The sequence below is a fragment of the Candidatus Cloacimonas acidaminovorans str. Evry genome (assembly GCF_000146065.2).
Taxonomy (GTDB): Bacteria; Cloacimonadota; Cloacimonadia; order Cloacimonadales; family Cloacimonadaceae; genus Cloacimonas; species Cloacimonas acidaminivorans.
Genome location: NC_020449.1, coordinates 1,027,684 through 1,046,784 on the forward strand (window position 1 = coordinate 1,027,684; position 19,101 = coordinate 1,046,784).

At 37.2% G+C, this 19,101-nt stretch carries 11 protein-coding genes and 1 tRNA gene; 5 read left to right on the forward strand and 7 right to left on the reverse strand.

The features are described 5' to 3' along the window. Positions 1–38: 38 nt before the first annotated feature. Both arcC and CLOAM_RS04210 read left to right on the forward strand, forming a co-directional pair. Positions 39–983: a carbamate kinase gene (arcC, locus tag CLOAM_RS04205; RefSeq protein WP_015424619.1), complete on the forward strand. Its 945-nt coding sequence runs from the start codon at positions 39–41 to the stop codon at positions 981–983. Positions 984–1,239: 256 nt separating this feature from the next. Next, complete coding sequence (locus tag CLOAM_RS04210; RefSeq protein ID WP_015424620.1) at positions 1,240–7,233, forward strand: C25 family cysteine peptidase; 5,994 nt, start codon at positions 1,240–1,242, stop codon at positions 7,231–7,233. Positions 7,234–7,361: 128 nt separating this feature from the next. Here the strand turns inward: CLOAM_RS04210 and CLOAM_RS04215 are convergent. Then, positions 7,362–7,437 (reverse strand) — tRNA-Gly (locus tag CLOAM_RS04215). Between CLOAM_RS04215 and CLOAM_RS09650 the strand changes: the two genes are divergently transcribed. After that, entirely contained in the window at positions 7,411–7,557 is a 147-nt protein-coding gene (locus tag CLOAM_RS09650; protein WP_157860003.1) for a hypothetical protein, read from the forward strand. The genes CLOAM_RS04215 and CLOAM_RS09650 overlap by 27 nt on opposite strands. Positions 7,558–7,734: 177 nt before the next feature. On the opposite strand, the gene CLOAM_RS04220 is transcribed toward CLOAM_RS09650, so the two are convergent. The 5 genes from CLOAM_RS04220 to CLOAM_RS09655 all read right to left on the reverse strand — a co-directional run bounded on the left by CLOAM_RS04220 (position 7,735) and on the right by CLOAM_RS09655 (position 14,394). Further along, on the reverse strand, positions 7,735–8,382 hold the full coding sequence (locus CLOAM_RS04220) for a GOLPH3/VPS74 family protein (protein ID WP_015424621.1): 648 nt from the start codon (positions 8,380–8,382) through the stop codon (positions 7,735–7,737). Between the two features lie 21 nt (positions 8,383–8,403). Then, on the reverse strand, positions 8,404–9,693 hold the full coding sequence (locus CLOAM_RS04225; protein WP_015424622.1) for an ABC transporter substrate-binding protein: 1,290 nt from the start codon (positions 9,691–9,693) through the stop codon (positions 8,404–8,406). A gap of 321 nt (positions 9,694–10,014) precedes the next feature. Beyond that, a complete protein-coding gene (locus tag CLOAM_RS04230; RefSeq protein ID WP_015424623.1) occupies positions 10,015–10,728 on the reverse strand; it encodes an NAD-dependent deacylase in 714 nt (237 codons plus the stop codon). A gap of 2 nt (positions 10,729–10,730) precedes the next feature. Then, a complete protein-coding gene (locus CLOAM_RS04235) occupies positions 10,731–14,249 on the reverse strand; it encodes a C25 family cysteine peptidase (protein WP_044278921.1) in 3,519 nt (1,172 codons plus the stop codon). After that, a complete protein-coding gene (locus CLOAM_RS09655) occupies positions 14,218–14,394 on the reverse strand; it encodes a hypothetical protein (RefSeq protein ID WP_157860004.1) in 177 nt (58 codons plus the stop codon). Before CLOAM_RS09655 ends, CLOAM_RS04235 begins: the two co-directional genes overlap by 32 nt. 776 nt (positions 14,395–15,170) lie before the next feature. Here CLOAM_RS09655 and CLOAM_RS04240 point away from each other — a divergent pair. Both CLOAM_RS04240 and CLOAM_RS04245 read left to right on the forward strand, forming a co-directional pair. Further along, positions 15,171–15,485 (forward strand): hypothetical protein, encoded by a 315-nt coding sequence (locus tag CLOAM_RS04240; RefSeq protein WP_232502708.1) that lies wholly within the window; start codon positions 15,171–15,173, stop codon positions 15,483–15,485. Continuing rightward, complete coding sequence (locus tag CLOAM_RS04245; RefSeq protein ID WP_015424627.1) at positions 15,482–18,634, forward strand: T9SS-dependent choice-of-anchor J family protein; 3,153 nt, start codon at positions 15,482–15,484, stop codon at positions 18,632–18,634. The genes CLOAM_RS04240 and CLOAM_RS04245 overlap by 4 nt, the downstream gene beginning before the upstream one ends. Before the next feature lie 102 nt (positions 18,635–18,736). Here CLOAM_RS04245 and CLOAM_RS09660 read toward each other — a convergent pair whose 3' ends face one another. Continuing rightward, the gene (locus CLOAM_RS09660; protein WP_157860005.1) at positions 18,737–18,967 is read right to left on the reverse strand and encodes a hypothetical protein; all 231 of its coding nucleotides are present in this window, start codon (positions 18,965–18,967) and stop codon (positions 18,737–18,739) included. Positions 18,968–19,101 lie beyond the last annotated feature (134 nt).

The following is a 19,101-nucleotide window of genomic DNA, read 5'->3' on the forward strand; positions in this document are numbered from 1 at the left end:
GCTCAATCAAAATTTACATTAGATAAAGGAAAAGGAAAATGAACAAAACAGCTGTTCTTGCCCTTGGTGGAAACGCTATTATCAAAGCAGGTGAAAAAGGAACCATAACTCAGCAATTTGCCAATACTCGTGAATCCCTTAGCGGAATCGTAGAACTAATCAAACGGGGCTATCATTTAAGCATAACTCATGGCAACGGACCCCAGGTAGGAAATTTATTACGCCAACAGGAAGCCGGTGAAAAAGAAGGCATTCCCCAATTGCCTTTAGGTGTATTAAACGCTGCCACAGAAGGAACTATGGGATATATGATAGAACAAAGCTTGCAAAATAAACTACATAAAAACGGTATTAAAAAACGGGTTATTACTATTATTTCCCAGGTTGTTGTAGATAAAAATGATCCCAGTATGCTGAATCCGACAAAATTTGTTGGAAGTACCTATTATACAGCACAGCAGGCAGAAGAATTACATCAGAAATTGGGTTGGATACTGAAAGAGGATTCCGGAAAAGGTTTTCGGCGTGTTGTTCCTTCACCTTATCCTATTCAAATTATTCCCGCTGCAACCATCAAAGAACTTGTGGATAGGGGAGAGATAGTAATTGCAGTTGGTGGTGGCGGAATTCCCATTTATATAGAAGAAGATGGCACTTACGAGGGTGTTGATGCTGTTATTGATAAGGACTTTGCTTCCTCACTTTTAGCTTTAGAAATTAAAGCAGACCTCTTTGTGATTTTGACAGGTGTGGAAAAGGTCTCTATTAATTATGGTAAAGAAAATCAGCAGGACTTGGATAGAATGACGGTTGCCGAAGCCAAACGCTATTATGCCGAAAAACAGTTTCCCGCGGGAAGTATGGGTCCTAAAATCAAAGCAGCTATTGATTTTCTGGAACGCGGTGGCTCGGAAGTGTTGATTACTTCCATTGAAAAAATTGTGGATGCCTTTGAAGGCAAAACCGGAACCAGAATTGTGTAGCTTTAGCTTGCCGTAGCTCCGCATCCTTTTTTACGATTTATCTTCCTTAGTAGCATTGCTTACCCATTGCTTACCCATTACGGATGGCATTAGCAATGGGTAAGCAATGCTTGAGTAATGCACTTAAGGAGGAAAAGCTTACATTCAATATAACAATAACTTACTGCAGGAATATTGGGTTATCCTGCAATAAACTTAAAAATTGGCATTAGAATTGCTTTATAAATGCCAAAAAACACGAATATAGAGGTTCTTAATGAAAGCGTCCCGATTTTTCCTGCTGCTAATTGTAACTATTTTGTTATTGCCAATATCGCTATCCGGCAATACAAACGGCGAAATCAATCCTTTTAAGATTAAGGAAATAAATGATAGCGAAATAAGAATTCAATTTACTTTACCGCAATGGGAAATTGAACAAATTAATGTTAAAAACGAAATAAGAAAGAAAGTTAAAGTTCAGGAAACACCTTATCTTTTTATAGATGAAGAAGAAACATTGCCGGTTTTTTCCACAATGATTGCTATTCCGAATAGGGGAGGGGTAGATCTGCTTGTTTCTAATTCCTCAAAATCTTCTATTAATGAATTTACTGCCAATTTTGATGCTGCTCTGAATAGGGAAAGCCAACAGGGAAGATTTACCGATATTCATTATCCTTCCGCTAATGTTGTTATCTCAGAGCCCCAGATATTGCGTGATTTCAGGGTTGTAAATCTTAATATATATCCCTTTCAATATGACCGGATAAATCGGAAACTGCTTGTTAGTGAAAATCTGGATATAAAGTTAACATTCAACAGCAGACCTTCTATCAATGAATTGAATTCCAGTTCTTATATTTCTTGTAGTTTTGACAGTATCTATAGAGGGCTGATTTTAAACTATGAGTCCCTGCGGCAAACACGGGAAATTGACTATCGGAATCCTGTGATGCTGGTTATCTATGGCAATTATACAGACACCAACTATTTATCTAAAATAAATGAATTTGTTACATGGAAAAAGCAAAGGGGCTTTATTGTAAACGCAGTTAGCACTGGTGTTACCGGAATAACCAATACCAATATTAAGAGTTATATTCAAACAGCTTACAACAATCCTGCAACGCGTCCGGACTATATTGTTTTAATTGGTGATACAGATGGCACTATTGCAGTGACAAGTAATAACACTTATGTTGATTATCAATATACCTGGCTGGCTGGAAATGATAACCTGGGTGATGTAATGATTGGCAGAATTTCTGTAACTTCTACTGCTGATTTGGATGTTATCTTGGCAAAAATCTTCTCTTTGGAAAAGAACATTGGACAGCATCCCACCGATTGGTTAAATAGAATGGTTTTAGTTGGGGATACCGGTTCTTCAGGTATTTCAACGATTTATACTAATAGATACATTCGTGATATTTCGGAAGAAATTAATCCAGCTTATACTTATACTGAGGTCTATGGTTCCAGCCCCAGTAGCACAACGATCAATAGTGCTATTAATCAAGGTGTAATGTGTTATAATTATCGTGGTTATATAGGAATGAGTGGATGGCCCGGTACAATGTCTTCAATGTATAATTCCCACAAACTCTTTCATGCGGTCTTTATTACTTGCAGCACTGGAAGTTTTGGCGGTTCAACTTCTACTACGGAACAAGTTATTCGTTATGGAACCGCTGCTTCTTTAGGAGGTGCAATAACTGCAATTGGAATGGCTACTTCATCCACTCATACTCCAATGAACAATTGTTTGGATGTAGGTATTTTTCACGGAATTTACAATCTCGGAATGCGGGAGATGTCTTCCCCAATGCTATATGCAAAGTTGTATTTACATTCAGTTTATGGAGTTAGTCATCCCACTCAGGCACAGGATTTTGCTGCTTACTGTAACTTGATGGGTGACCCTACTGCTATGGTTTATGTAGGAACTCCCAATAGTTTTATTGTTACTGCTCCGTCAACCATTCCTTCCGGTTCTGCCAATATCAGAATTGGAGCAACAAACAATAATGGAGGAAGCGTTGAAGGTGCTTTTGTAACTTTGACCACTACTTCCGGTTTACAATTAACCGGAATTACAGATGCTTCGGGATTTGTTACTATTGATATACCAGCAGGACTTTCCCAAAACTTGGTTTTAACTGTTGCTAAAGATGATTATATCGCTTATACGAGCTCCATAACTTTAAATACTGGTGGGGGAATTGTCTATGACAGTTTTGTTCTGGATGATGATACAACTACCGGCAATGGAGATGGAACACTGAATGCAGGAGAAGAAGTTAACCTCTATGTAACACTGAAAAATACAAGTTCTTCTACTCTCTTTATTAATGGTAGGGTATCTACTACAGATTCTTATGTTACTTTAATAGAATATGACCGCCTGGAATTTGGTGATATTGTTGCTGGTGGTTTGGGAGAAAACATTACTCCCATTGTTTTTTCCGTTTCTCCTGCCTGTCCTGATCAACATATTATTACTTTAGTGCTTACGGCTGAAGGTGCCGGAAACAATTGGACGATAAATATTCCTGTGACCGTAAGAGGAGGCAACCTGGAAATTCAAAGTTATACTTTTGTGGGTATAACGGGCAATATTATCACTCCAGGACTTTCCTGTCCCTTTACTTTTTCCCTAAAAAACACCGGTATTTCTACTTTACAAAATGTTTACGGCAATTTGCAATCACTCAGCAACTATTTTACTGTTCAGGATGCAGAGGGTTATTTTGGCAATATTGCTCCTAATTCTACAGTTACTAATAGTTCTAACAGCTTTACTGTTTTTGCCCGGGGTAGCAGTATAAATGGAATGGTGATTCCGTTGATTCTAATACTTTCTAATGCTAATGGATATACCCAGACCTTACATTTAAGTATTACGATTGGCACAACGACTGTTCACGATCCTTTGGGTCAGGATGCTTATGGCTATTTTATTTATGATCAAACGGATACGGCATATCCTTTGTGCCCAAGTTATCAATGGATTCCTATTGCTCCTGCTGAAGGAGGAAGTGGTACATTACTATCTTTAACAGACCCGGGAAATACATCAGATGAAGGTGACGCAACTAACGCTGTTGCTATTCAGACGGTTAATTTACCCTTTACCTTTACCTTTTATGGTAGACAATATACTCAGGCATCCATTTGTTCCAATGGTTTTATTGCTTTTGGTGCGACCCAAAATGCGGACTGGAGAAATTGGCGTTTACCAGGAGCTGGAGGTCCCAATCCGATGATTGCTGTCTTTTGGGATGACCTTCAACTTGGAACTGGAAGTGGAGTTTATACATATTATAATTCAGCTCAACATTATTATGTAGTGGAATGGTATAATATAATTTCTGGCTATAATAGTTCTTCGCCCGAGACCTTTCAAGCGATATTATATGACCCTGTTTATTATCCAACTATTACCAATGATGGTCAAATAAAATTACAATATAAGGTGTTTAATAATATAGACCAGGGTAGTGGAGATGTATATCCGCATGGAAATTACTGCACTATAGGTATTAAAGACCATTACGGAACTGATGGATTGGAATATACTTTCAACAATACTTATCCTACAGCTGCCAGTCCCTTGAGTAACGAAAAAGCATTATTTATCAGTACACCGGAAATTATATCCGGTATGCCTCATCTTACTATAGCTCAAAAAAATGTTATTGACCCTAATAATAATAATCATCTGGAACCGGGAGAAACAGCCCAATTGCAAATCCTGCTTAGAAACAATGGACTTTCTACTGCTGAGAATGTTATTGGTGTGTTGAGTTGTTCCGATTCTTATGTCACAATTAATAATGCTACTGCTAATTATGGAAATATTGCCGGAGAGGCACAGGGCTTACCACAAAACAATTTCAGTTTAAGTGTTTCTCCATCTTGCCCTGGAGGACATAGTATTAATTTTACCCTGGCTCTTTCCGGTAGTGGATTAAATTGGAACTATTCCTTTTCTTTAGATGTCTATGTTCCGATTCTGGAATTCGGAAACTATACTGTGTTAGATTCTAATGGAGACAATGATGGAATTTTAGACCCCGGCGAAACAGCAAACCTCTCTGTTCAATTACTGAATACAGGAGAAGTAGCCAGCCCGGCTGGAACGGTAACAATTACTACTTCTACCGAAGGAATTAATATTATTACAGGAACTGCTCAGTTTGCTCCAATATCCGGGAATGGAAATACAACACTTGTTTTTAATCTTAGTGCAGATACCTCAGTTGCGGTAGGGACTTTAGCTAATTTATTTTGTTCTGCAGTTGCTGGAAATTGTTCTGCTTCAACGAATATAATTCTGGAAATTGGAGCACCCTTAGAAATTATAATAGGGACTGGAACTGGAACGCAAAGTTATCCTTTAGATAGATATTATAACTATTCTGCTCACGAAGCAATTTATCTTGCCAGCGAAATTGGGTTTGCCGGCGCTATTAAATCCCTTGCCTATTATAAAGCACAAGGTGAAGATATAAACCCAATTGAAAGTGTGTCAATTTATATGAAACAGACCCAAAACACTACTCTCAGTTCCGGTAATTATAGTTTGGATGGATATACTTTGGTTTACAATGGCTCCTTTACAAATAACGCCACTTCCGGCTGGATGGAAATAACTCTTAACCAAATGTTTATTTACAATGGGACTGATAATCTTTCTATCCTTTGTTTAAAAGGGTACCAGCAATACATAAACAATTATCCTTATTGGACTTATACCAGCACTTCTACAACCCGAGTTCGGCAAAATCGGAGTGATAGTTCAGCTCCTACAAATCTTACAGCTTCAAATAATCTCCCCAATATCCGTTTGAAAATATTTGTAGATAGCAGTATGATTTTACCACCAACTGCCTTAAGAGCTACTTCGGGCAATGGAATAGTAACTCTTACCTGGCAATCACCTATGGCTGGAAATATAGAGAGTTACAATATATATCGTAATAATGCTTTATATGATAATGTAGCTAACAGATATACTTATTATGATGTAGGTGTTGTTAATGGCACAACCTATTCTTATTATCTGACCTCTGTTTCTGGAACTAATGAATCGCTTCCGTCCTTAACCGTGCAAGCAACTCCCAATAGTACTTCTTCCAGTATAGCTATAATTGGTAGTGGAACAGGCGTAACGGGAAATAATACAGCCAGTCCTGTAAATATCTATTATAAAAGTTTGCACGGTCAATCGGTTTATACAGCCGCAGAGCTTAATGCTGCAGGGATTTACGGACCAATAGATATTTTACAACTGGGTTTTTATATAGCCAGTTCTCCAGCTTATGCTTTACCGAATTTTTTAATCCGAATGAAACATACAACTGCTACTGATGTTTCTTCCTGGCAAACAGCAACTGGAATGACTACGGTTTATACCAATGCATCCTATATGCCAGTTGCTGGAGGTTGGGATATGCTTACTCTCACTTCACCTTTTCACTGGAATGGAATTGATAACATTGTAATAGATACTGCTTTTGGACTTGTAAGTCAATGGAATTCATCCGGGACAGTTCAATACACTTCTGTTAACAATGGCTACCGTTATACTTGGAGTGATAGCAGTGACCAAACCGATATTTTTACCGGAATTAATGTTTCCACTTATAGACCAAATATTAAAATAAGAGTTCCTTCAGAACCCCAAAATGCGATAATTTCCCTAAGCTCTTCCCAATTGAATTTCGGGGCAATAGAAATAGGTAATTCTGCAACTTTGCCTTTTACCATTCAAAATACAGGCAATCAACTTCTGGCTGGCTATTTTACCGTTCCGAATAACTATACTCTTGATTTTGCCCCAAGGAATAAAAATAAAGATTTACAGGGAACCAGATATAGCGATCGCACAAATATGCAATTTGCTATAGAGGCAGGTAACTCATTGACCATTAATGTAACTTTTACACCTACAGCTCAAACCTCATATAATGGTAATTTAGTTATAACCAGCAATGCCACTAATTATCACAATTTCAATCTGGTTTTAACAGGTAGCGGTTATTATCCTTCTCTGGAAACACCTATTGTAACAATTTCCCAAGAAGATAATAACATAGTTCTTCGCTGGAATGCAGTTCCGAATGCTCTTAGCTATCAAATTTATCGCAGTGATAATCCTTACAGCAATTTTACCTTGATTGGAACTACTTCCTACCTTCAATTCACTGATTCTTCAGGTAACCAGGGATTTTATTACATTAAGGCAAGTACTCAGCATCCTTAATGTTGTGTAGCCGGATGACGTTGTTCCTCTACAAGAAGGTGAAAAGGTGGAAAAGTGAAAAGGTGAAACAGGGAATGGACATTGTAAAAAAAAGATGCGGAGCTTCAGCGTGCTCCGGCTGCATAAAATGGAGCGGGCAACGGGACTTGAACCCGCGACCCTCAGCTTGGGAAGCTAATGCTCTACCACCTGAGCTATGCCCGCTTTTTTATTGAGCTCAAAAATTTGGATGGGGTCTATGCAGTCAAGGAAAAGAATAATGAGATGGCAAATTTCGTTTTGCCACAAAGGATGCAGTCCTTTATCCTAAATAATGCAGCATAAATAAGTATAAACATATTAATCAATTGGGTTGCCAAATTCCAATTCGGCAAATGCCGAAGGTATAAATTCCTTTAGAAACATTTTGTTTCTTTGGCAAAGAAAGAATTTGCCAGTCAATTTTTTAACCGCATTATTTGGGTTTATCCTGCAATCCGTTTTTGAATAATCCTAAAATTTTTAGGTTGTGTAAGTAGTTGTGATTAAAACCTGCATTTCGCCAATAATTCTTTTTACGGCAGGGCTGATGAGGTCCAGTTTCTTTAACTGTTCCAGGCGTTCACTGCATTGTTCCAATTCCTCTTGAGTAAAGATTTTGTCCATCAGATTGCAAATATTAAGTAAGGCAATCAAAGCCAGGTCTCGGGGTTCAGGATCAACATCTGTAAGAACCGTTTTCCGAATTCGGGAAAGGACTTCTTCCTCTTCTTTCTGGTCTATAACGGGATAGCGACGCTTTTTGAACAGCCAAAGGACTTTACACTGGCTCACCTTGATGATGCCTTTTTCTTCCAAGTCCTGCAGGAGTTTATCTTTCAAGTGTCCCATAGAGTTATAAAGCTGTCCTACTAAAACAGCCGGTTGGTTTCCTGCTTCAGTTTCAATTAAATTTTCCAGGATAGCATCCAGAAACTTATCACCTGTCGGTTCTGTAGATAGAACATAGATACCTTCCAGATCTACATCAATTCTTTTTCTCAAAGCCAAGTCCATTAAAAGAGCGCCAATTAAAGCCACATTGAAATTGATGTTGGTTATCCTGTAAAAATAATTGGTCTGATCGTCTATGGATAGCAGGATTAGTTCTTCAGCGCAGTTAAGAATCATATTTTCCTCGTTGGTTGATAGCTACAAGCTTTTTAGATATTTTTCTTCCCTAATGATAGCTTGAAACTTTGCGTTCATTTCATCCAATGCTTCTTGGGGAGTAGAAATTCCCCGCATTGCTTTTTCCAGATAATTTTTTAATTCCATACGGGCTTTGAACCAGGCAGAAATTTGCGGTTCAAAGATAGCTGTTTCCAGCTGGTCATAAATACCTTGAAACTGAGGATATTCTTTTAAAAAGTTCTGCAGAACAGGAGATTGCATAGCACTTTTCCGCACAGGCATATAACAGGTTTCAGCACTCCATCTGGCTGTTTGTTCCGTATCTGTAAACCATTTTATAAATTCCCAGGCAGCTTGTTCTCTTTTCTTATCTCCGCTTTTAAAAATAACAATATTAGTTCCGCTGACTGCACTTTTATTGGTTCTATATACAGGTAAAGGAGCATAACCAATATTAAAATTGATTGGTTGCTGACGCATATGCGTGATAGAAACACTGCTACCTTCATACATAGCGGCAATTCCGGCTAAAAAATCATTTTGTCCTTCAAATTCACGGACAAGATAAACAGTTTTATCTTTATTTAGCAAATCGGTAGTAAAAGTTAAAGCTTCAATTGCTTGTGGACTATTAAGTTGTGGTTTTCCTTCTTCATCTAAAATTGTGCCTCCGGCTTGGTAAAGAAGATTAATAAATTGCCATTCATTCACATTAAAATTGGTTCCGTAGGTTTCTGGTTTACCGTCATTATTTTTATCAGTAGTTAATTTACGACAGTAGGACCGAAATTCATCCCAAGTAGCAGGAAAATGATTAGGGTCAAGACCGGCTCTATAGAAAGCATCTTTATTATAGAAATAAGCACGGACACTTTTATTGAAGGGAAAGGAATAGATGGTGTCATTAAAAGTATTGGATTTTAAGAAGACAGGATAAATATCTTCCAAACTTTGCATTGTCCAGGTTGAATCCGCTTTCATTAAATCCTCAAAATTGCAAAGCACTCCCGCTTCTATATATTTGGAAGTCCAGGATTCAAAAACCTGAGCAATATCGGGCTGTTTTTTTGCTTGAATGGAAGCCATAAGTTTTTGAGAGAGAGCCGTATAGCTACTAATAGGATTGGCAATTACTTCTATGTCTTTATGAGTGCGATTAAATTCACGAATCATTTCATTAAGAGTATCACCTAAAGGACCGCTGAGACCATGCCAGAAAGCAACTTTAACCTTATTGGACTGTAAAGTACTTTTACAGCCGGCTAAAAGGACAAAGAGCATTATTATCATTATAAAGAACTTACGCATTATTTACAACTCCTTATTTGATAAAAGCGATTCCACTACCATCTTTATTTGTTCAGGGTTAGCGTCAACGAAAAAATGAAATTGAAATAGAAAACAAAGAGAAAAAGAGATTAGTTTTACAATATAAGCGTAATCGGGAAAAGTCGTTATTACGCAAGAAAAAGGTAAAAAAAGTGAGAACGGAAAAATTATTTATTCCTGAAGTAATCTCACTGCTTTAGCCCCACTTTTTTTAATCTCACTTCTTCATTCTTCATTTCCTCCTCCTGCTTAATTATCAATTTTTATCTCTGAAATCTGTGTAATCTGTGAGTAATAAACCTATTCGCCAATCCACATAGCTACTAATCCGGGCAGAATATCTCCTGATTTGCCCTGATAAAATTCATCAATATAGGCAAGGTTATCCGGTTTTCCCAGATTTATTGCAATTGTTTTTGCCCCCATCAATTTGGCAGTAAGAACGAAACCTGCTGCAGGATAAACAACTCCGCTGGTTCCTACAATGATAAATACAGAACATTTTCTGAGGGCATCATCAATTATATTCAGATAGTGCGGTATTTCACCAAACCAGACAATATCTGGTCTTAAAATACCATTGCAAAAGGGACAAAGGGGAATCGGCTGCGTTAAATCAATATCCTTAATTGCTAATTTGCTATGGCATTTTGTACAGATACAATTGGCAAGGGAGCCATGCATTTCCAAAACTCTTTTAGAGCCGGCTTTTATATGCAAGCAATCCACATTTTGGGTAACCAGTAAAAAGTTATCCCCTAAAAATTGTTCCAATTTAACCAAAGCCAAGTGAGCCGGATTGGGTTTACTGGAAATACTATCCTGGTAGCGTTGACGGTAAAATTCCCAAACTTTAACCGGATTAGAGTTAAAAGCTTCAGGAGTGGCAACATCTTCAACCCGATGATTTTCCCATAAACCACCGCTATCTCTAAAAGTCCGGATACCGGATTCAGCGCTGATTCCGGCTCCGGTTAAAACGAGAACATTTGTATCGGGAGTAAATTTTAGCATTTCTATTTCAGTAATAGCATTTTTCGCATTTGGACACCTGAAGGAGTTTTAATGCGATAGTAATATACTCCACTGGCTATATTACGCTTGTTTATATCTAAGCCATTGAATACGACTTTATGAGTGCCTGCAGGTAAAACCTCATCAATTAAGCGGGTTACCAATTGACCTTTAATATTGAAGACCTCCAGACAAACCGGCATCCGAGCTGGTATGGAAAACTCAATCGTAGTTTCAGGATTAAAAGGATTGGGATAATTATCATACAGGATAACATTTTGTGCCAAAGGAATGCTTTCATCCTCATTGGCAACATAGCCCGTTATCCTCACATCATCTATATACCATCCCTCTCCACCAACATAACCATCACTGCCAAAAACCCAACGAAATTGAGCTATTCCGGAAACATTACCAAGTTCAAAAATAGCTTCCGTCCAATCAAAATTACCTGAATAGACCCAAGTATTTGCGGAAAAAGGCGAAGCGGAATTATTGTAAATCTTATAAGGATAACCGCCTACAGGGGTAATTTGAGTCCAATTGCCTCCGTTCAAACTCATTTGTACCAAACCACCATCCCAAGCGTAGGATTGATTGGTACTATGTTTTTCTGCACTCATCCAGTGATAGAATTTCAATTGACAATTGGGGCTAACATTCATTACAGGACTAATAAGTGCACCATAAGCACTACTGGCATAATTAGTAGAACCGTTACCTCCAAATTTCATTGCATAAATACCGTTGGTAGTATGATTACGATTTGATGAACGATGCCACTGATTTACAAAATTACTGCTGAGAGCAACGGTTTCCCATGTTTGGTAATCGGTTTCAAAACTGTAACTGAGAGCACCAATATGAATTAAGAAATATCCTTCTACCAGATTTCCGTTTTCCGCGCAGAAAATGTAATTTATCATATAGTTATTATCAATAACTGCACTATCCAATACCTGTAAAGTGATTGCACTTTGGTAGTCGGCTGTGCTATGAGGGCTTAAGGGAGCCAGCAAAATTTCCTCCTGCTCCAAAATAATATCGGGAGAGGAGTTAAAAATAATTAACATAGGTGAATAAGCATTTCCACTACCGGTATTAGCAACGCTGAAACTAATGGAAGGTGTATCTCCAGGCATAATCATAACATCCATATTATTCAGCTGATAAGAAAGCAATTGTAAAACCGGAGCATTCAGAGTTAAGATAAAAGTAGAATTGGATAAGTAGGAATCATAATTGGCTCTGATTGTGAAAGTGGCTTGGGTTTGATCAGTAAAATTGCCTACAATCCTGAACAAAAAGACAGAATTAAGAGCTAAAGAATCACCGGCTGCAATACCGGTAAAATTTGCCGTTGAGGAAAGAATTTGGATATTAGCCGAATTACTGAGGAAAGTTAAAGTCCCAGGAACAGTGAGATCCAGCAAGCCCACATTTTTAACAAAGAGATTAAGGGATAATGTTTCACCTGTATGATAGAGTCCATCCTGATCGTTATAACTGACATTATTACATATAATATAGGGCATTTGAGCCGCTGTAGCCATAATGGTAGCATTGAAAGGATAAAAATTGTGGGCACTGATATAAATGTAATAAGTTCCTGGAGTTAGCGGAGCAAAAAAATTAACTATAATCAAACCATTTTCATCTGCGGAAGTCCTGAATACGGTATGATCTTCATTTTTCAGAATAAATACCGCATAAGGTGCATTGGTCTGAATCTGATAATGATTTTGTCCTACCATTAATACTTCGGGTAAATTAGCTGTTATAGTTTGTGGAGTGTCCGTCCAAACCATCATAGCAGGATCACCAAAAAGATTGGTTTCATAAGTTACCCAATACATTACCGGTTCATTAGTGATATAGGGAATATTATCTATTTTGGAATCAACCAAGGCAAAACCCGCTTCATAAATGTTTTCCCCAAAAATAGCATCTATAAACTGGCGATGAATATATTGAGAAGCTCCATCAGTACTTTGTTGAACACCCCAGCCATAGCGTGAATGAGAAATCATTGCTACAGGTCCTGTGGCAATAGAGGTCATTTTTTCTGTTATACAATCGGATGTATACTGCCCGGGAGAGGTTTCACGATTATCAAAAGCACCGGCATAACAGCCCTGGGTAAAATAAGTGGAAAAATTATGATTTACACCGTCATTAGTAATTGTGGAAGCACTAACCTGATTATTTGATAACCGCATTGCATAAGTAGTGTTGGAATGTCCCAAATGATTTACCAGATTAGGACCCTGACTAAGTATGGGGCGAATCTGATTAGCACCCCAGGCATCGGCTGCTCCATAAGTTCTATCATATAATGTAGTTATGTTCCAGGAAGTAGGAACTCCAACTGTAGTATAGCCATTATTACTACTTCCACCAATCATTTCATCCATATAATCACCACCCCAGGTAGGTCCGTCCCATAACCATTCACCCACAAAAAAAGCTGATTTAACCTCATTTGTCACCGGGTTGTTGCTGTAATTGGTAAGTTTATTTAGGAAATTTGCTATTTCTGCATCGCTATTATAGCAAAAACGCCCGATTGCCAGTTCCGGAGTAAGGTCTGCTTCATACATTTCACCCCAGTAACTATCTCCGTCAGTATTCCAGTTTCCATCCAAACAGGCATAATACATATCAGCAGGAATATCTGCATCCGTACCTTCATCGCTGTTATTTACGCTAACATAAAAACCTCTATGAGGAATAACATCCGTATCTCCCGCTAGAAAAACATAGCGCAGAGGATTGGTAGTATATAAGGAAATAATGTAATTACGCAATTTATCCTGGGTGTCAATTCCCTGATTTTCCGCGATAATTTCACTCATACTTTTTATGAGCACAGTTTTTCCTCGGATTTCCTGAAAGGTTTTTAGAGGTGTCCACTGGGTTATTTTTTCCGCATCTGCTACAATAAGATATTCAATTCCCGTTTCACGAGTGGAGGAAATAGTGATGATTTCAGGGTTATCCACAATTTTTTGCAAACGGTTTGCGGTAAAAGTATTCTGTTTTAAGAAACGCATTGCTTCCATTGCTTTAGCACTGCTGCTGTAAATAATTTCTACACTCAGTTGTCTATAAAATATCAATTCGTTGTTTAAAGGATAATAGGAAAATGGACTTATTGCCGAAAAAACTATCGGCTGTCCGCACATAAAAGAAGTAATCAATCCGTTATCCGTATTTTGAGGATAGGGAAGAGGCGAATCATAAACTTCCGCATTGGGCTTATCCGGTGTTTCCAATATTATATGTGAAAAAGGATATTGCCTTTGAATCGGAGCGATGGGTTTATCTAAAGTGTAAGTAACAGGATTATATCTGTTAACTACAATTTTTTCTGCTTCAAAACCTGCCGGTAATAAAAGTTTTATCCCTAACCAGGGCAAATCTGGATTTCCAGGTTGACCCCAACTCTGAGCTTTTTCCAAACTTACTTTCGTGTATTGTTCTTTTGCCTCAATTTTCGGTGTCTCCAAGGAGTAATTCATCGTTACTCCAGCTATAAGAACCGCTGTTGAAAACAAGAGTATCACCAATAATGCTATGTTTTTCATAGCTTCCTACCTTTCTGCTGTAATTTTTCTTCTCTTTTATTTTATGCAATGCTTGTTCCATTTTCTGAAAATAATTCATAGTTCTTTAACTTTTGGTTTATAATTATAAAATACAGAGGGCAGAAAACATTTTTAATTGCTTTCGTATTTGATAATATCCCTATTTTATTATCCCTTCTTTTCCGAAGCAAATAACTATGTTAAATTACACTCCCTTGCTACTATTTTTCTGCTTTTAGTGGCTTTTTAGCGATTATTTTTTTTCCTTACTTAAAGTTAGTTTCTTTAGGAATAGAAGTTCCCTAACAATGTTTCTCAACCTTGTTATAGAATTCATTGCAATTTATATAGTTACAAGTGCTTCCTTACTGCCCACCCATCATCCTCTAATCATTCACTCAACCTCAACCCATACAAAGCTTGGGTTGTGTATCGGAGAATATAAAGTGGTATTTGAGTGGGGAGTAGGGAAGAAGCTGGATTTGACATAATTTCAAGAGATTATAAATATGGTAAAAAAGGCATCGGATTGCCAGATTCCTATTTTATAAATACGAAGTAAATTTATTCTTAAGTAAATTTGTTATTTGCAGTATAATTGAATTTGCCTACTCCTTGTTTTCATTTACAAGGTTGGGAATTCACCAAAACCTTTATTTTCTGTGGAAATCGGGAAAGGAAAGATTGTTCTTGACAGGAATTTGAGTTTAAAGTAAAAGGAAAATGTGAATGAAGTAAAGAATAATATTGAAGTTCTTGGATATAAGTTAGAACTCTGAAGGTGTGTTTAATAAAAGCGAAAAAAACTATATAGAATAAAAAATAAAATATTTTTTTGTGTTTGAGGAGAGGAATGTGGATAGTAGCTTAAGGCAAGGCGTTATTTTAAGAACAACGGAAAACGCTTTAAAAAAGACGGATTTTGGAGTAGTATCTATTTCCAAGTATAACGCCTTGCGCTTTCATAATATTCTTTCTTCAAATGATTCCTTTTCCAGTGAAGATTATTTATTCCTACTTATGCTCAATTTATGCAATTATATCCAGCTTAAAATTGATTGGTCTGGGTATTCGTGTTTGCTTCCTCTTACAATTTCAACACTAGAAGGGAACAGGAAATATTGCTCTTTTTTGGCTGAAAAAATATCTTTAAGGAGGCATAAGTTATGAATCGGAAAGTTTTATTTTTATTCCTATTATTTTTAATCGGGATTTTCTTCTTATGTTGGGGAGAACAAGTCACGATTGGAAATCCTGCTTCGGCAACTTATGGCTTAATTCCGATAAACAGGCATCACAATTATTCCACTTACGAAATGTTGTATACCGCAGCGGAACTGCAGTCTGAGTGTTTGATCAATAAGATTGCATTCTACAAGCGCCACGGAAATCCTTCATTATTAATTTCCAATGTAAGCATTTATATGAAGGTATCATCTGCAACCAGTTTATCTGAAGGAGAAATTTCACCACCCTACTCTGAATATCAGCTTGTTTACAGTGGCAATTTTCCGAACAATTTTGGCTCTTCAGGTTGGGCAGAGGTTACTCTTTTTGATCCCTATCCTTATAATGCTACGGGAAATCTGCATATTCTTGTTGTAAAAGGTTTTGAGGAATGGTCAACTGATAGGCCCGATTATACCTATTCTTCTACAGGATCAACATATCTCTGCCGGGGGAGTTATTCTGATGACTTTCAACCGACCTATTTAACTCCTACTTATAATAGGCCTGTAATTCGTTTTGATGCGGAGTTTTTAATTGAAAATGAACCTCCTCTTCCTCCGATCAATCCTTTTCCGGCAAATTCGGCTATTGATATATTAAAAAATATAACTCTGCATTGGCGTAGTGGAGGAGGTTGTCCTTCTCACTATGATGTTTATTTTGGCGATACTTCCAATCCGGTAAAAGTTATATCACTTCTGAATGGAACAAATTTTAATCCTGGGGTTCTGGAATATGGAAAGACCTATTACTGGAAGATTGATCCCTATAATATTTATGGCTATGCTTCAGATAAATATGAGCTTGAAGTATGGTCATTTACGGTAATGAATGACCCAACCTTAACCCGAAATGATTTACCCTATTTGCAAACCTTTGATAATGAATGGTCAGGTAGTCCTCCCTCTCCTTTAGGTTGGATAGTAATAAATGCTAATAATGATGATTATACTTGGAGGCAAACTAACGAATGTAATATTCCCGCCTATTCCGAACCCTATGCTGCTCAAGGGATGGGAAATACTGATGATTATCTTATTTCTCCACCTTTGGATTTAACAGCAGTTAATATAAAAATAAAATGGTATGATATGGTAGAAAGTGCCCAATATCCTAATTCCTATAAAGTTTTGCTTTCTACTACCGATTCAGATATCTCTTCTTTTACGGAAGAATTAGCTGTTTTTACCTGTTATAATACTGAATGGATGGAACATAGCTTGGATTTGAGCACTTACAGAGACCATCATATTTATCTTGCTTTTTACCAATATGCTTCCACAGCAACAAATTGGAGTTTCGGAATTGATGATTTCCAGATTGAAAAGCTGCCTGATGTGCCAATTCTGAATTATTCACCTACAGAAATTATTTTTCCCTTTACCCCTGTTAATACTCCTTCCAGCTATTTAAATGTTACCATTACCAATACGGGAGAGGGAATTATAGACCTTACGGAGGATAATTTTACGCTTTTAGGCAACTATGATGATTTTGAGGTTGATTATTCCAATCTTGCTGCACATTTGGAAACAGATCAAAGTGTTAATATTCCGGTTCGTTTCTATCCTCGCTCCTTTGGAGAAAAAATTGCCATTTTGCGAATTAATTATAGTTCTCGGACTCAGTATGATGTAATTCTTAAAGGAACTACATACTTTGAGGGTCTTCTTATGGAGGATTTTGAAGATGACTTTCTGCCGGTGGGATGGACAAAATATGTTAATAATAATAACGATATTATTCAAAGTAATGACAATAACCACACATTTAATGGACAATTTTCAGCCCGATTTAGTTCTCTTGAGGTTTCAAACGATTATAACCAATACTTGTTTAGTCCTCCTGTTTTAATCAATGCTTTTCACCATAATCTTTCGTTCTGGCATCTGAAACAAAATAGTGAAGAGACCTTGGAATGGGGTATTGCAACGGATACTAGTCCTGAAAATTATGACTGGAAACCCGTTAATCTCAGCTGTGTTTCCTGGCAAAAGACCCAAATGGACTTGAAAGATTATGCGGATCAAATGGTCTATTTGGGATTTCATTATTATGGAAATAATTCTCAGTCAGTTTATCTTGATGATGTTCATATCTCATGTGATATTCCAGCTAATTATCCTACAGAAATAGATGGAATAACCATAACTTCCACTATCCATCTAAATATTAATAATGCTGTAACTGCTACTCATCCATTAGTGATGGCATTACCGAATTATAATAATCTAAACGCTCCTATTGTGCTTGGCTTATTAGGTTCTGGAAAAGGGAATTTATCTCTAAAACTCAGTTCCGGAAATTGGTATTGCCTAATTTACCATAGTGGACAGTGGCATTATGGAAGTTCTTATCCCTGCAATATAACCGAAGGGAATACCGGCATAGTAAATATATCTAATGTGGAATTTGGAGCTAAGAATGATGTTATTTTAGTAATTGAAGAAGGCATTGATCCTACTTTGCCGGTAAACCTATCCCGTTTTACGGCAGTAGTAACCTCCGAAAATTTTGTTATTATTTCCTGGACTGCAGAAAGTGAAACTAATCATTCCGGCTATAATATTTTGCGTAGTGAAGATAAAGATTTACAAAATGCTATTATGATCAACGGTTCTATAATCAATAAAGGTTCTTCTGAAGGAACTCAGATTAAATATAATTACACGGATTTTGAGGTGTATACGAATATGATTTATTATTATTGGCTGGAAAGCGTTTCCCTGGATGGAAACAGTGAATTTTACGGTCCTATAACAGTTATTATTGGTGATCCAACTCAAGAACCGGTTCCTCCAACTGTTCCGATGGTTACAAAATTGTATAATGCTTTCCCCAATCCTTTTAATCCGAATACCAATATTCGCTATTCCCTGAAAGAAGCTGGAAAAGTTAAAATTGAAATATACAATATGAAGGGACAAAAAATTAAAACCTACAATCTGGAACACACAAGTCCTGGTTACTATCAGGTTTCCTGGGATAGCTGTGATGACAAGGGAAGAAGCGTTGCCAGTGGAATCTATCTGTATCGTTTATCCACCGGTAATTATACTTCCGCTAAAAAGATGGTCTTAGCTAAATAATGTAGAATGTAAAATGAATTTAAGAAAGGTTTAGAAGGTTGAAAGGGTTTATAAGGTTTAGATAGTTGATAAGGTTTAGAAAGTTGAGAATGTTGAGAAGGTTTAGAGGGTTGAGATTACATAAAAGCCCGTGACACAATGATAGCGATGGTGGCGTAAGCCCCTCGGTGGATAAAAGCCCCAATTTTTATTCTTTTTAATTTCACTTTTCCTGGTTTTCAAATCCGGAAGGTTGATATTTTCGTTAGTCAAATGAACAATTAGGGCATCGTTATTCCGGAATTGTATAGACGGAGTTGCGTACTTTTTTACGATGTCCAAACTTTGTTTCACCTTTCCACTTTTCCATTTTTCCACTTGCTTGCGGAGGAACAGCGTCCTCCGACTACACAGTGTTGACTCCGGACTTTTTTTATTGACCAGGAGGTCAACCTTTCGTGGATAATTCCTGCTTGACAAAAAAGAGC

Excerpts from the sequence above, each read along its gene's own strand:
- arcC (WP_015424619.1), top strand. The coding sequence starts at position 39 with ATGAACAAAACAGCTGTTCTTGCCCTTGGTGGAAACGCTATTATCAAA.
- CLOAM_RS04210 (WP_015424620.1), top strand. The coding sequence starts at position 1,240 with ATGAAAGCGTCCCGATTTTTCCTGCTGCTAATTGTAACTATTTTGTTA.
- CLOAM_RS09650 (WP_157860003.1), top strand. The coding sequence starts at position 7,411 with ATGCTCTACCACCTGAGCTATGCCCGCTTTTTTATTGAGCTCAAAAAT.
- CLOAM_RS04220 (WP_015424621.1), bottom strand. The coding sequence starts at position 8,382 with ATGATTCTTAACTGCGCTGAAGAACTAATCCTGCTATCCATAGACGAT.
- CLOAM_RS04225 (WP_015424622.1), bottom strand. The coding sequence starts at position 9,693 with ATGCGTAAGTTCTTTATAATGATAATAATGCTCTTTGTCCTTTTAGCC.
- CLOAM_RS04230 (WP_015424623.1), bottom strand. The coding sequence starts at position 10,728 with ATGCTAAAATTTACTCCCGATACAAATGTTCTCGTTTTAACCGGAGCC.
- CLOAM_RS04235 (WP_044278921.1), bottom strand. The coding sequence starts at position 14,249 with ATGAATTACTCCTTGGAGACACCGAAAATTGAGGCAAAAGAACAATAC.
- CLOAM_RS09655 (WP_157860004.1), bottom strand. The coding sequence starts at position 14,394 with ATGAATTATTTTCAGAAAATGGAACAAGCATTGCATAAAATAAAAGAG.
- CLOAM_RS04245 (WP_015424627.1), top strand. The coding sequence starts at position 15,482 with ATGAATCGGAAAGTTTTATTTTTATTCCTATTATTTTTAATCGGGATT.